The 13,177-nt window shown below is 73.6% G+C and carries 15 protein-coding genes, 2 pseudogenes and 1 riboswitch; of the genes and pseudogenes, 12 read left to right on the top strand and 5 right to left on the bottom strand.

Going from position 1 to position 13,177, the window contains the following annotated elements; genetic code table 11:
* A partial coding sequence (locus tag ACSNOD_RS19725) for a TetR family transcriptional regulator C-terminal domain-containing protein (RefSeq protein WP_436768303.1) occupies positions 1 to 538 on the top strand: 538 nt, incomplete at its 5' end.
* Positions 539 to 588: 50 nt separating this feature from the next.
* Here ACSNOD_RS19725 and ACSNOD_RS19720 read toward each other — a convergent pair.
* Complete coding sequence (locus tag ACSNOD_RS19720; RefSeq protein WP_436768302.1) at positions 589 to 1,074, bottom strand: MarR family winged helix-turn-helix transcriptional regulator; 486 nt, start codon at positions 1,072 to 1,074, stop codon at positions 589 to 591.
* Positions 1,075 to 1,191: 117 nt separating this feature from the next.
* On the opposite strand from ACSNOD_RS19720, the gene ACSNOD_RS19715 reads away from it, so the two are divergent.
* Both ACSNOD_RS19715 and ACSNOD_RS19710 read left to right on the top strand, forming a co-directional pair.
* On the top strand, positions 1,192 to 1,602 hold the full coding sequence (locus tag ACSNOD_RS19715) for an organic hydroperoxide resistance protein (protein ID WP_436768301.1): 411 nt from the start codon (positions 1,192 to 1,194) through the stop codon (positions 1,600 to 1,602).
* A 194-nt stretch (positions 1,603 to 1,796) separates the two neighbouring features.
* Positions 1,797 to 2,447, top strand: coding sequence for a PASTA domain-containing protein (locus tag ACSNOD_RS19710; protein ID WP_436768300.1), 651 nt, complete (start codon positions 1,797 to 1,799; stop codon positions 2,445 to 2,447).
* A gap of 113 nt (positions 2,448 to 2,560) precedes the next feature.
* On the opposite strand, the gene ACSNOD_RS19705 is transcribed toward ACSNOD_RS19710, so the two are convergent.
* A complete protein-coding gene (locus ACSNOD_RS19705; protein ID WP_436768299.1) occupies positions 2,561 to 3,034 on the bottom strand; it encodes a VOC family protein in 474 nt (157 codons plus the stop codon).
* A gap of 122 nt (positions 3,035 to 3,156) precedes the next feature.
* On the opposite strand from ACSNOD_RS19705, the pseudogene ACSNOD_RS19700 reads away from it, so the two are divergent.
* Positions 3,157 to 4,124: pseudogene (locus ACSNOD_RS19700) on the top strand (helix-turn-helix transcriptional regulator).
* 75 nt (positions 4,125 to 4,199) lie between these two features.
* On the opposite strand, the gene ACSNOD_RS19695 reads toward ACSNOD_RS19700, so the two are convergent.
* Positions 4,200 to 4,676, bottom strand: a complete 477-nt coding sequence (locus ACSNOD_RS19695; RefSeq protein WP_436768298.1) for a DUF3224 domain-containing protein — start codon at positions 4,674 to 4,676, stop codon at positions 4,200 to 4,202.
* A gap of 111 nt (positions 4,677 to 4,787) precedes the next feature.
* On the opposite strand from ACSNOD_RS19695, the pseudogene ACSNOD_RS19690 reads away from it, so the two are divergent.
* Positions 4,788 to 5,750: pseudogene (locus tag ACSNOD_RS19690) on the top strand (helix-turn-helix transcriptional regulator); the annotation flags it as partial.
* Between the two features lie 619 nt (positions 5,751 to 6,369).
* The gene (locus ACSNOD_RS19685) at positions 6,370 to 6,804 is read left to right on the top strand and encodes a hypothetical protein (protein ID WP_436768297.1); all 435 of its coding nucleotides are present in this window, start codon (positions 6,370 to 6,372) and stop codon (positions 6,802 to 6,804) included.
* 107 nt (positions 6,805 to 6,911) lie between these two features.
* Here the strand turns inward: ACSNOD_RS19685 and ACSNOD_RS19680 are convergent, their stop codons facing one another.
* Positions 6,912 to 7,199 (bottom strand): hypothetical protein, encoded by a 288-nt coding sequence (locus tag ACSNOD_RS19680; RefSeq protein ID WP_436768296.1) that lies wholly within the window; start codon positions 7,197 to 7,199, stop codon positions 6,912 to 6,914.
* On the opposite strand from ACSNOD_RS19680, the gene ACSNOD_RS19675 reads away from it, so the two are divergent.
* From ACSNOD_RS19675 to ACSNOD_RS19650, 6 genes are all read left to right on the top strand, one after another.
* Positions 7,198 to 7,617 carry a DUF4232 domain-containing protein gene (locus tag ACSNOD_RS19675; protein WP_436768295.1) on the top strand — a complete coding sequence of 140 codons (420 nt, stop codon included), beginning with the start codon at positions 7,198 to 7,200 and terminating at the stop codon, positions 7,615 to 7,617. The genes ACSNOD_RS19680 and ACSNOD_RS19675 overlap by 2 nt on opposite strands.
* Positions 7,618 to 7,701: 84 nt before the next feature.
* Complete coding sequence (locus ACSNOD_RS19670) at positions 7,702 to 8,589, top strand: phenylalanine 4-monooxygenase (RefSeq protein ID WP_436768294.1); 888 nt, start codon at positions 7,702 to 7,704, stop codon at positions 8,587 to 8,589.
* Positions 8,590 to 8,783: 194 nt separating this feature from the next.
* Positions 8,784 to 8,983, top strand: a riboswitch (cobalamin riboswitch).
* Positions 8,984 to 9,012: 29 nt separating this feature from the next.
* Positions 9,013 to 9,831 (top strand): energy-coupling factor ABC transporter permease, encoded by an 819-nt coding sequence (locus tag ACSNOD_RS19665; protein WP_436768293.1) that lies wholly within the window; start codon positions 9,013 to 9,015, stop codon positions 9,829 to 9,831.
* On the top strand, positions 9,828 to 10,310 hold the full coding sequence (locus ACSNOD_RS19660; protein WP_436768292.1) for an energy-coupling factor ABC transporter substrate-binding protein: 483 nt from the start codon (positions 9,828 to 9,830) through the stop codon (positions 10,308 to 10,310). The genes ACSNOD_RS19665 and ACSNOD_RS19660 overlap by 4 nt, the downstream gene beginning before the upstream one ends.
* Positions 10,311 to 10,335: 25 nt before the next feature.
* Entirely contained in the window at positions 10,336 to 11,085 is a 750-nt protein-coding gene (cbiQ, locus tag ACSNOD_RS19655) for a cobalt ECF transporter T component CbiQ (protein WP_436768291.1), read from the top strand.
* Positions 11,082 to 11,957 carry an energy-coupling factor ABC transporter ATP-binding protein gene (locus ACSNOD_RS19650; protein WP_436768290.1) on the top strand — a complete coding sequence of 292 codons (876 nt, stop codon included), beginning with the start codon at positions 11,082 to 11,084 and terminating at the stop codon, positions 11,955 to 11,957. The genes cbiQ and ACSNOD_RS19650 overlap by 4 nt, the downstream gene beginning before the upstream one ends.
* A 164-nt stretch (positions 11,958 to 12,121) precedes the next feature.
* On the opposite strand, the gene ACSNOD_RS19645 is transcribed toward ACSNOD_RS19650, so the two are convergent.
* On the bottom strand, positions 12,122 to 13,177 hold a 1,056-nt coding region (locus tag ACSNOD_RS19645; protein WP_436768289.1), incomplete at its 5' end, for a serine hydrolase domain-containing protein.

Below are 13,177 nucleotides of genomic sequence, written 5' to 3'. Positions count from 1 at the left end.
CGGCGCCGCGGTGGGCGCGGTGGGCGCGCCGGGCACGGGGGGCGCGGGGCCCGCGGCGGGTGCGGTGCCCGCGGCGCGTGCGTCAGGGGCGGTGGGCGCGGACACGGCCGGGGCGCCGACCGGGGCGCCGGCCACGCCACTGACCCGCGTGCTCCACGAGGTCGCCCTGGTGGACCGGCGCCACCGGGCCGAGGCACGCGTATGGCTCACGTTCGTCGCCCAGGCCGCGGTCGACCCCGAGCTCGCGACAGTACTGCGCGCCAACTACGCCGAACTGCACGGGCTGCTGGCGCGGCTGCTGGCGCAGAGCCGCGCGGAGAGCGAACGAGCGGAGAGCGGCCGAGGACGGTGCGGCGAGGACCGGACCGGCAGAGAGAGTCGTACGCCGGACGCGCCGGCGAGCGGCACGGACCGTACGGCACACGCGCTGCTCGCCCTCGCCGACGGGCTCACCACCCACGTCCTGATCGGCCACCTCACCTCCGAGGCGGCCCTGGCCATTCTCGACGAGCGGATCGACGCAGCCCTCGCGGGCTGACCGCGGCCGACGACCGGCGCGCCGCGCCCCCCCCCGTCGAGCTCCGCCCCTCAGGCTTCGTCACACGCCCCGCCGCCGCGGGGCGCCTGGTCGAGGGCATCGGTGACGCGGTTCAGCAGGGACTTGAGCGCGGTGATCTCGGCCACCGAGAGGCCGGTCGCCGCGGCCACCCGGCGCGGCACGGCCAGGGCGCGCTCCCGCAGTTCGGCGCCGGCCTCGGTGGGCCGGACGATGACGGACCGCTCGTCGGCGGCGCTGCGCTCGCGCCGCACCAGCCCCATCGCCTCCAGCCGCTTGAGCAGCGGCGAGAGCGTGCCGGAGTCGAGCCGGAGGTGCTCGCCGATCCGCTTGACCGGCAGGCCGCCGTGTTCCCAGAGCACCAGCATCACCAGGTACTGCGGATAGGTCAGGCCCAGGTCCTTCAGCGCGACCCGATAGACGCCGCCGAAGGCGCGTGAAGCGGTGTTCAGCGAGAAGCAGATCTGGTGGTCGAGGCGGAGCAGCTCCTCGTCGGGCACCCGGGACAGCGTGGTCATGAGCCCAGGATACCCGACCCACTCGTCCACAATTGAGTTGCGCACAACTTGATTGTGCGCTCTACTGATGGGGCGGCCGGGGAGACCGGCCGCCGACCCCCGAAGGGATGGACTTCCATGGACGCGCTGTACACCGCTGTCGCCACCGCCAACGGCCGCGAGGGCCGTGCCGTCAGCTCCGACGGCCGGCTGGACCTCCCCCTGGCGGCGCCGCCGGCGCTCGGCGGCAACGGCCAGGGCACCAACCCCGAGCAGCTCTTCGCGGCCGGTTACGCCGCGTGCTTCGCCAGCGCCCTGGGGCTCGTCGGCCGCCAGGCGAAGGTCGACACCAGCGAGGTGTCGGTGACCGCCGAGGTCGGGATCGGCAAGGACGAGTCGGGCTTCGCGCTCGCCGTGACGCTCCGCGTCGAGCTGCCGGAGTCCCTGTCGGGCGAGACCGGGGACCTGCTGGTCAAGAAGGCGCACGAGGTGTGCCCGTACTCCCGGGCGACGCGGGGCAATGTGCCGGTGGAGCTCGTCGTCGAGTAGTCGGACCCTCGAACGGTCAAGCGGGCCGGCGGGCGATCGCCCCCCGGCTCCGGGCGGTACGGGCGCGCGGGACGGCGTTCCGCCACGAAACGGCCGCGGGCCGAGAGCGGTGACCGTCCGGTCGCGGTCACAGGACGGTCACAGAGCGCGAGGACCGGCGTCGCCGCGCCTTCTCGGGCGACAGCATCAGGCTCATGCGAAACCGATACATCGCCGCCGCGCCCCTCGCCGCCGCCCTGCTGCTGATGAGCACCGCGTGCGGTGACACCGGCTCCTCCTCCCCCGCCGGGAAGGGCACCGGAGCGAGCTCGGCGCCCGCCGACGGCCAGGGGCAGGCGGGACAGGGCAGCGGCAAGGCCGGCCGGCTGCCCGACCTCGTGGGCAAGGGCCTCCAGGCGGCCCAGGACACCGCTCAGGACAGCGATTTCCTCCATCTGACGTCCCACGACGCGCTCGGGCGGGGGCGCAATCAGATCCTGGACCGCCAGTGGAAGGTCTGCTTCCAGACCCCCGCGCCCGGCAGCCACCCCATCACCACCAAGGTCGACCTGGGGGCGGTGAAGCTGGACGAGACCTGCCCCGACCGCGACGCGGGAGGGCAGGGCTCCCAGGAGCGGAAGGAGGCCGGCGGGACCATGCCCGACGTCACGGGCAAGTCCGTGAAGGCGGTCCGCCAGTCGCTGGACTCCGGCGCGAGCCTTCAGGTCGAGGACGCGACGGGGAACCGCAATGTCCTCATCGAGTCGAACTGGAAGGTGTGCGCGCAGACCCCCGCCCCGGGCACGAAGCTGACCGGGCAGCCGGTCGCCCTGAAGGCGGTCAAGTTCGAGGAGTCCTGCCCCTAGAGGGTCTGTCCCTGGACGATCGATTCCAAGGGATCGGTGCGGACTGCGGGCGGGCCGGTGCCGCCTCTTGTGGCGCCGGTACGCCGTGCGCCCCGCCGGAGAGGAACGCCGTGCTATCCGGCCGTGTCGGCGTCCTCGCCCTCGGGCAGGTAGCAGTTGGACTCCCAGATGACGCCGTACTTGTCCTGGACGATGCCGTAGGCGACGCCCCAGAACTTCCTCTCCAGGGCTTCCAGGACGGTGCCGCCCTCGGCGAGCTTGTCGAAGGCCGTCCGCTGCTCGGCGGGGTCGGTGTACTGCAAGCCGACATGGATGTTGCTGCCGATCACGGGGCCGTTCCCGGCGGAGGAGTCGGCGGTCAGCTCGGCGACGCTCAGGGCGCTGCCATCGGGGAACTGGAGCTTGGAGTAGACGACCGTCTTGTCCGCGCCCGGTGTCTTGTCCATGCCGGGCACCTGGGACAGCAGCATGGTGCGCTCGGCGATCTCTTCGACGCCGAAGACATCGGTGTAGAAGGCGATGGCCTCCAGACTGCCGTGCACGTAGAGCATCGGCGTGAAGAGCTGGAGGGATTCCTTGGTGGCCATTGACAGGTCCGCCTTCCTCAAACAGAGACATAGGGGGTTGTTCCGGGCCTTTTGCCCGATGGCTCGATCGTAGAAGTCCAATAGGTCACTCAACGTCCTAGTCATCCCGCATAGTGATGCGCATGAGGGACCCCGCCGCCCGTCTGCTGAAGCTCCTGTCGCTGCTGCAGAGCCCGCGCGAACGGACCGGTGCCGAGCTCGCCGAGCGCCTCGGTGTCACCGGCCGCACCATCCGCCGCGACATCGACCGCCTGCGCGAGCTGGGCTACCCCGTGCACGCCGCGCACGGCAACACCGGCGGCTACCGGCTCAGCGCCGGCACGGCCATGCCGCCGCTGCTCCTGGACGACGACGAGGCCGTCGCCATCGCGATCGGCCTGCGTGCGGCCGCCACCGCGGCGGTCACCGGCATCGAGGACACCTCGCTGCGGGCCCTGGCCAAGCTGGAGCAGGTACTGCCCTCCCGCCTGCGGCGCCGGGTGAACCAGCTCGCCGAGGCGGCCATCGCCGTCCCTCAGAGCGGCCCGGGGGCCGACCCCGAGCTGCTCGCCGTGCTCGCCGCCGCCTGCGTGGCTCACGAGAAGATCCGCTTCAGCTACACACCCGGCCGCGGCGAGTCCCTCCGGCGCGTGGCCGAACCCCACCGCCTGGTGGCCGCGGGACGACGCTGGTACCTGCTGGCGTACGACCTCGACCGCGCCGACTGGCGCACCTTCCGCGTCGACCGGATCAGCGAGCTCCACCGCACCGGCGCCCGCGTGCCCGCGCGCACCCTGCCCGACGGCCAGGACGCCGCCGCCTACGTGGCCGACGCCCTGGCCGCCGGACCGGGCACCTGCCGTGCCGAACTGATCGTGCACGCACCCATCGAACGCGCCGCCGAGCTCGTACCGGCGTCCCTCGGCGTCCTGGAACACCTCGACACGCACCGCTGCCGCCTGCGCACGGCCGTGGACTCCCCGAATACCTGGCCTTCCGCATCACCGCGCTCCGGGTCGCCTACACCCTGCTCGGCCCGCCCGAACTCGTCCCATACCTGCGGCAGATCGCCGAGCGGGCCCTGCACGCCATCGAGACCCCGAAGCGATGATCAGCCCGTGCCGGCTCCGCGTACCGCGCTCGCGGATACAGAGCCATACGGAGCCGACCCCTTGGGATCAACCATTCAGGCGTCCTGAGCCTGGTCGGACGAGGCCCGACCCACCTCGTAGGCGAAGGTGTACGGGACGGTGGGCTCGCCGTGGACCGCGGTGAAGCCGCCCCTGCCGCTCAGTCCGGCCAGCTCGCCCGTTCCGGAGCCGGGCACGACCTCGAACACGCAGCGCACCGTGCCGTCCGCGGCGAAGGAGCCGCGCTCCTCGACGACGAACGCCCCCGTGCGGCCGTCCACGGCCCCGGAGAAGTGCTGCATGCCGGTGAACGTGCCGGTGGTGTCCGTGAGATAGGCGATGGTGTACTCGCAGAGCGTGCCGGACGCCTCGATGCCGCCGGAGAAGGCGTTGGTCACGGTCGCGTGGGCGAGCCGGGGGCCCTCCCGGCCCTCGGGGCCCACGACCCGCTCCTGCCAGTCGGCGAACGTGAAGGTCCCAGTGGTCTCGGTGAGCGCGGTGGCCCTCGTGGGCATGGCGGCCTTCGTCGGCATGGTGGTCCTCTCGGTCGTGCGTCGTCCCACGGGCGTTCGGCCCGCGGTGCGACCCCAGCCTGATCGCCGTACCTGACATCTACTGTCAGGTACGGCGCGAGAATGATCCGCATGCGTGCCGACCGGCTTCTCTCCCTTCTGCTGCTGCTCCAGAACCGAGGGCGGACGACCGCCCCGGAGCTCGCCGACGCCCTGGAGGTGTCGGTCCGCACGGTCTACCGCGACATCGAGGCGCTCGGCGCCTCCGGCGTCCCGGTCCTCGCCGATCGCGGGCCCGCGGGCGGCTACCGGCTGATGGACGGCTACCGCACCCGGCTGACGGGGCTCACCGACGCCGAGGCCGGTTCCCTCTTCCTCTCCGGAGCACCGGGCCCGGCCCGGGACCTGGGCCTCGGCGCGGTGCTGACCACGGCTCAGCTCAAGGTGTACGCCGCCCTCCCGGGGGAGCCGGCGGAGCGGGCCCGGCGCGTTCAGGAGCGGTTCCACCTGGACGCGCCGGGGTGGTTCCGCGACGCCGACCCGGTGCCCCATCTGGCGGCGGTCGCCGAGGCGGTGTGGGAGCAGCGGGTGTTGCGGGTGCGCTATCGCCGCTGGGGCGGGGAGGAGCGGGAGCGCGAACTGCGGCCGCTGGGCGTCGTGCTCAAGAGCGGCATCTGGTACTGCGTGGCCCTCGCCGATGGCGAGGCCCGGACCTATCGCGTCTCGCGGCTTCTGGCCGCCGAGCAGACGGGGGCGCGGTTCGACCGGCCGGAGGGGTTCGACCTGCCGGCGTACTGGCAGCGCACGCAGGACCGATTGGGGGCCGCCCTGCGCCGGGACACCGCGCTGCTGCGGCTCTCACCGATCGCCCAGCGGCTGCTGCCCTGGCGCTTCGGGGCGGTGGGCGTCCGGGCCCTGGAGACCGCCGGTCCACCGGACGAGGAGGGCTGGGTGCGGGCGGAGATGGCCGTCGAGGGCCAGGCGGTGGCGGTGGGCGATCTGCTGGGCCTGGGCGCCGAGGCGGAGGTGCTGGGCCCGCCCGCCCTCCGAGAGGCGGTGGCCCGCGCCGTGGCGACACTGGCAGGGCGTTACGGGGTGACGGCCGCGGAGGAGGGCCGGGCGGTGACGGCCGCGGAGGAGGGCCGGGCGGCCGCCAAGCACTCTGCGGCGCATGGGCAGTTGCGGCATGATGCAGACATGGCAACGTTCAACCAGGACAGGCAGACGGTTTACGGCAATCAGTACATGGGCGACACCGTCAATGTCACGCACGGGGACCACAGCCCCATCGACGCTCGGACGGTGGCGCGGGAGTTCGGCCGGGCGGTGGACGCCGTGCGGGAGTTGGAGGTTCCCACCGCCACCCGCGAGCAGGTGACCGCCGAGCTGATCGCGGCGCGGGGAGAGCTGGAGGCCGGGGACATCGCCGCCGCGCGGGGCCGCTTGGCCGGCCTCCTGGCCATGGGGGGCATGGTCGCGGCCATCGTGAACGACTTCGCCAGTGCCGTCGGGGTGTTCCTCGGTGGCTGACCCGCGCGACCGTGACCGAAGACGCTCCGGGCGCGACCGGGGGCAGGGAGCCACGTTCAACCAGCAGGGTCAGCAGGTCAACGGCCCCCAGTACAACGCCGACCGGATCGACTTCGGGCAATCCGTCTCCCCCGAAGTGATCGCCGATGGCTTACGGCGATACTACGAGCCCCCGCCCGAACAGATGAGCACCGCCGACCTCCGGCGTCTCCAGGAAAAGGACGACCTCAAGCTCTACGGCAACCGGTACTACACACGGGACAGGCAGGAGTGGCTGCGGACCCTGCCCCCGGGCGAGAAGTGGAAGGAGGAACGGCGCGTAAGCCGCCGCATCAAGCAGGGAAAGATGCCGTGGCACGACCACCGGCGCATCCTGCGCGCCGGAAAGCTGCCCCCTGATACAAGCCCTGCCGACCCTCGATATCTGGACGCCAAGAGGAAGGTCGAGCGCAAGGAGGACAGACGCGAGCAGCACTATTTCGTCGCAGCCCTTGTGGTCATGCTCGCGCTGATGGTGATGGCCGTACTGGACGGTGCCGTCTGGCTGGCCGTCGTCCTGGGGGCGCTGACGGTCGTCGCCCTGGTGTCCGGCCACCTGAAGGGCAGGTCTTCGGCGTAGGGGAGGCGTAGGGGAGGTACCGGGACGTCGACCGGCTTCCGTGCGGGAGCCGGGGAACGGCGACTGGCGACCGGCGACCGGCGACCGGTCGAGCGTACGTTCGCCGGTCATGGGACGATCATCCGCATGAGCAGAGAGCCGATCATGGCACGAGGCAGGGCCCACCGCCGGTACTGGGCAGCGCTGGCGGGTGCCGCCGTGCTGCTGACCGCGTGCACCGACAGCCCTCCCGCGGCCGCCCCCGCCTCGTCGCCCTCGGGTGCCCCGGGGGCGTCCGCCGCCCCGGCCGGCTCCCCCGCCCCGTCCGCGGCGGGGTCCCCGCAGGGCTCGCCGCCGGCGTCCGGGCCGGGGACGCCCGGGGAGTCGCCGACCCCGGCCTCGGGCGTCGTGATCATGGCGGGGTCGTCCGATGCCGCCATGGGGCTGCGGGTGATGAACCTGGAGCTGGTCAATCGCGGCACCACCCCGTACACCGTGAAGGGCTACCCCCCGCTGCGCGTCCTCGACGACGCCCGCAAGCCGCTCGACGTCAAGGTCGGCAAGGGGTCGTTCGGCATTTCCGTCCTCCCCTCCTTCGACGCCGCCCCGCAGCAGGTGACCCTGCAGCCCGGCGAGAAGGCGGTGGCGGGGATCGTCTGGCGGAACACGGTGACGGGCTACGGCGCGCCCGTGAACGGCAAGCACCTGAGCGTCGCGCCCGCCGACGGGCAGGGCTGGCAGACGGTGACCCCGGACGCTCCCGTGGACATCGGCACCACGGGCAAGCTGGGCGTCAGCCCCTGGGCCAAGCCCTCGGACCGGCCCGCTTCCTGAGCCGGCCCGCTTCCTGAGCCGGGTCGCGTCGAGCGCCCCGTACGTCACCCGCTGCCCCTGCGGGAGCCCCGCCCCTGTGCTGTCATGGGAAGGGTGTGGACGCGTACCCCGGTGGCGCCCGATGGCCGGCTCGGTCCGGCCGCGCAGCATCCCGGCCAGCGTGACATCCGCTATCTGGAGCGGCGGAACGCGCTGGCGCGGCTGGCGCACGGCCACCGCGTGGGCGAGCCGTCCCCGTACGTGGAGTACACCGAGGCCGAGCACGCGACCTGGCGCACGGTCCACGCCGCGCTGGCCGTCGCGCACCCGGCGTACGCCTGCCGGGCCGTGCTGGAGGCGCGGGAGGGCGCGCCCGTGCCCGCGGACCACGTACCGCAGCACGGCGAGGTCGGTGCCCGGCTGCGCGCCCTGACCGGCTTCGACTTCACCCTCGCCGGCGGGGTCGTGGAGAACAAGCGCTTCCTCGGATCGATGGAGCGCGGCTACTTCCACGCCGTACAGTTCGTCCGCCATCCCGCGATGCCGCTCTACACCCCCGAGCCGGATGTCCTCCACGACGTTTTCGGCCATGGCATCCATCTGTCGGACCCCCGCTTCGCCGACCTCTACCGCACGGTCGGCCGGGCGGCCATGCGGGTGCGGACCGCCGAGGCGCTGGAGCTGATCAGCCATCTGTACTGGTTCACGCTCGAGTACGGCGTCATGGTCGAGAACGGGGAGGTCAAGGCGTACGGCGCGGCGCTGCTGTCCTCGTACGGCGAGCTGGCCCAGATGGCGCGGAACCAGGTGTACGAACTCGACGTTCCCCGGATGGCGGCGACCCGGTACCAGATCTCCGGCTATCAGCCGGTCCTGTTCGCCGCCCGCTCCCTGGAGCATCTGACGGACTTTCTCGGCGCGTTCCTCGACGCGTTCGACGACGACACGCCGGCCCGGCTGGGGCTGCCGGCGGTTCGGGTGGGCGAGCCCTGAACCGCCCGCCGGGGCGCGGCGCGCCCGCGCGGGGCCCGGCGCGCGGGGGCCGGCGCCACGCGCCGGGGGCGGGCGCGCGTACGCCCGAGCCGTCCCCCCACGAGCCCCGCGTGGGTGCGTCGCAGCAGGGTACGCGGCAGTTGTGCGCCGGGGCTCACACCCGCGCGCGGGTTGTCCTACCTTGCCCCTGACCACTAATGTCACACCGCCTTGGTGAACGGGAAACCGGTGTGATGCCGGTGCGGCCCTCGCCACTGTGATCGGGAAGTTCGACTCCACCCCCACCCAGGGGAGCCACTGGTCGGGCACGGGAAACCGCGCCACGGCTGGGAAGGCGGAGAACCGGGCGGCATGACCCGTCAGCCAGGAGACCGGCCAGGGCGCGTTGTCCATCCACGAGGTGCTGGAGAGGTCTTCCCACCCATGCATATAGCCGAGGGGTATCTGCCCCCACTGCACGCGGTCGCCTGGGGCGCCGCGTCAGCCCCGTTCGTAGTCCACGGCGTCCGGGCCCTCACCCGTGAGGTCAAGGCCCACCCCGAGAGCACCCTGCTGCTCGGAGCCTCCGGCGCTTTCACGTTCGTCCTCTCCGCCCTGAAGATCCCGTCGGTGACGGGCAGCTGTTCCCATCCGACCGGTACGGGTCTGGGCGCGATGCTGTTCAGGCCGCCCATCATGGCCGTGCTGGGCACCATCACCCTGCTGTTCCAGGCCCTGTTGCTGGCGCACGGCGGGCTCACCACCCTGGGCGCGAACGTCTTCTCCATGGCGATCGTGGGCCCCTGGGCCGGTTACGCCGTCTACCGGCTGTTGCGCCGTGTCGACGCGCCGCTGATGGTCGGCGTGTTCGGTGGCGCGTTCGTGGCGGACCTGGTCACCTACTGCGTCACCAGCGTCCAGCTCGCGCTCGCGTTCCCCGACCCGAGCAGCGGCTTCCTCGGCGCGCTCGCCAAGTTCGGCGGCATCTTCGCCGTGACCCAGATCCCGCTGGCGATCAGCGAGGGTCTGCTGACGGTGCTGGTGGTGCGGCTGCTGATCCAGTCCAGCAAGGGCGAACTGACCCGGCTCGGGCTCTTCGCGCGGCGCGGCCGGGCCGGCGGCTCGGGCAGCGCCGACGCGGGCGACACCGACGCGGGCAACGGCGACGCGGACGGCAGCAGCAAGGGCGGCACCAGCGCGGGCGGCACCGACGCGGGTGACGCGGGCGACGCCGGTGACACGAAGGAGGCCGTGGTCCGATGAGCCGCAACGCGAAGATCAACATCCTGCTGCTGGCGATCGTGGCGGCCCTGGCGGTGCTTCCGCTGGCCCTCGGCATGGGGGACCACAAGGAGGAGCCGTTCGCCGGTGCGGACGCGCAGGCGGAGGCCGCCATCACGGAGCTGAAGCCGGACTACGAGCCGTGGTTCTCGCCGCTGTACGAGCCGCCGTCCGGTGAGGTGGAGTCGGCGCTGTTCGCCCTGCAGGCCGCCATCGGCGCGGGGGTACTGGCGTACTACTTCGGGCTGCGCAAGGGCCGTCGGCAGGGCGAGGCCCAGGCGGTGGCCCGGTCGGTGGCGGCCCCGACTGCTGCGGCGGCCTCGGCGGCCTCACCCGCACCGGCTTCCGGGACTGCGGGGGCTTCCGGGGCTTCCGGGAGGGCTGCCGAGCCGGAGGCCCGGGAGTCGGGCGCCGAGCCGGGCCGACCGGCCGGGAGCGGCGCCGCCGCCCCGCGGCCGTGATCCGCGGCGGAACGGCGACGACACCGTGCTGCCCATCGACGCGGCGGCGCACAGCAGTCGCTGGCGCCGCCGCCACCCCCTGGAAAAGGCCGTCCTGGGCCTCGGTCTGACCGTTCTGGCGATCTCGCTGCCCCCGTGGCCCGGGGCCGCCCTGGTGGCCCTCGCGGCCCTGGGCGTGCTGCTCGGGCCGGCGGGGGTGGCTCCCCGCCGGCTGTGGCGGGCGTTCCGCGTCCCGCTCGGCTTCTGCGTCACCGGCGCCCTCCCCCTGCTGGTCCAGGTGGGCGGCCCGGAGGGCCTGCTGTCGGCCGCCCCGGACGGGCCCGCGCACGCCGGCGGGCTGCTGCTGCGCACCTCGGCGGCCTCGCTCGGGGTGCTGCTGTTCGCCTTCACCACGCCCGTGTCCGACGTCCTGCCGCGGCTGGTGCGCGCCGGTGTGCCGCCGGCCGTGGTGGATGTCGCCCTGGTCAGCTACCGCATGAGCTTTCTGCTGCTGGACACCGTCTCGCGGGTGCGCCAGGCGCAGGCGGCCCGGCTCGGGCACACCACCCGGGCCGCCACCTGGCGCTCCCTCGCCGGGCTGGGCGCGATCGCGTTCGTACGCGCCTTCGACCGGGCCGCGCGCCTCCAGTCGGGGCTCGCGAGCCGCGGCTACGACGGCACTTTGCGGGTGCTGGTGCCCGAGGCCCGTGTCTCCCCCCGCTTCCTGGCCGCCTCCGCCGGGCTGCTGGCCGGCGTCGGGGCCCTCACCTTCGCTCTCGAAAGGCTTCTGCCATGACCGCGCAGCCCGTCGTGGAACTCGTCGAGGCGGGATACGCCTACGAGGACGGGCCCGCCGTCCTCCACGGAGTGAACCTCTCGGTCCCCACCGGCCGGCGCGTCGCCCTGCTGGGGCGCAACGGCAGTGGCAAGACCACCCTGCTCCGGCTGCTGAGCGGGGGCCTGCGCTGTGCGAGCGGCCGACTGCTGCTGGAGGGCGAGGAGGTCTCGTACGACCGGGCGGGGCTGACCCGGCTGCGCTCCGCCGTGCAGTTGGTGGTGCAGGACCCGGACGACCAGCTGTTCGCGGCCTCGGTGGGGCAGGACGTGTCGTTCGGCCCGATGAACCTCGGGCTGCCGGAGCCGGAGGTGCGCTCGCGCGTGGCGGAGGCGCTGGAGGCGCTGGACATCACGGCGCTGCGGGACCGGCCGACGCATCTGCTCTCGTACGGCCAGCGCAAGCGGGCCGCGATCGCGGGGGCGGTGGCGATGCGCCCGCGGGTGCTGATCCTGGACGAGCCGACGGCCGGGCTGGACCCGGACGGCCAGGAGCGGCTGCTGGACACGCTGGGCCGGCTGCATGACGCGGGCACCACCGTGGTGATGGCCACGCACGACGTGGACCTCGCGCTGCGGTGGGCGGACGAGGCGGCGGTGCTGACGCCGGAGGGGCTGTGGACCGCGCCCGCGGAGGACATCCTCGCCGACCGGGACCTGGTGCGGGCGGCGGGTCTGCACCGGCCCTGGGGGGTGGTGGCGGGCGAGGTGCTCCGGGCGCACGGCCTGCTGGTGGGGCCGGCCGGCGGCCCCCGTACGCCGGAGGAGCTGGCCCGCTGGGCCGACGCGGCCGCCCGCCCGGCCACGCTGCCGGGCCCGGCGCCCCACGGCTGACGTACGCGCCGCCAAGGACACCGTCGACTCGGCCGCGCAGTCGACCGCTTCCGGTGCCTCCAGCACGGTCGACGCCGCGCTGAAGTGACATCAACGGCCCGGTGGGCCCGGCTCATGGAGCCGGGCCCACCGGGCCGTTGCGATGGGGTGCCGCGGGGGGCGCCTCAGCCGCAGAGGGCCGCGTCGATCAGCTTCGGCACGGAGTCCTTCAGGGGCGCGGACTCCACGGCGCCGAACCGGCGGGTGGTCAGGGACCAGGCCAGTCTGCGGTCACCGCCACGCGTGGTGGCGGCCAGGGCGAGATATCCGTGGATCTCGCCGCCGTGCCCCCAGGCCGTCACCCCGCAGGAGGTGTCGAAGCGGGTGATGCCCAGGCCGTAGCCGTGGGAGCCCGGTTCGTCCCGGGTGAGTTCGGCGAGGGCGTCGGCGGGGAGCAGCTCGCCGGAGACCAGCGCGGTGAGGAAGCGGTCGAGGTCGGCGACGCTGGAGGTCATCGCGCCGGCGGCGCCGGCGATGGTGGGGTTGAGCTCGGTGATGTCGACGGCGCGCCGGGCGTCGCCCTCGCCGACCGTGAGATAGCCGCGCGCGTGCGGGCCGCGGACGTGGGGGTCGTCGCCGGGGGCGCGGGTGGCGTGCAGGCCGAGCGGCCGGATGATGCGCTCGGTCACTGCCGTCTCCCAGCTCCGGCCGGTGACGGCCCTGATGAGTTCGCCCGCCACCAGGTAGTTGGTGTCGGAGTACTCCCATCCGCCGCCGGGCGGGAAGAGCGGCGGCCGGGCCGCGGCGAGGGCGATCAGCCGCCGGGGGTCGTGGTGCCGGAAGCGGTCGCGCAGGAACGCCTCGCCCTGCGTGGGGAGGGCGTCGACGTAGTTCGCCAGCCCGCTGGAGTGGTGGAGCACCATGCGTACGGTGATGGCGTTCCGGTCGGCCGGCAGCAGGCCGGGCAGATAGCGCGCCACGGGGGCGTCGAGGTCGAGCGCGCCCTCGGCCGCCAGTCGCAGCAGAACGGTGGCGACGAACGTCTTGGTGACGCTGCCGATCCGGAACCGTCCGTTCTCCGGTACGGGGCGGTGGCCGTTCAGCGTGGCGGAGCCGGCGCGCACGGTCCGTACGCGCCCGTCCCGCACCACCCGCACCTGGGCGCCGACGATGCCGTCGGCCAGCACCTGGTCCAGCGCGCGGCGTACGGGGTCGGACGGCTGGGGCGCGGGGGCGGCGAG

Source organism: Streptomyces sp. URMC 123 (genome assembly GCF_051386515.1).
In the GTDB taxonomy this organism is placed as follows: Bacteria; Actinomycetota; Actinomycetes; order Streptomycetales; family Streptomycetaceae; genus Streptomyces.
Note: the sequence above shows the minus strand (reverse complement) of the source record. Positions and strands in the feature narration are given on the sequence as shown.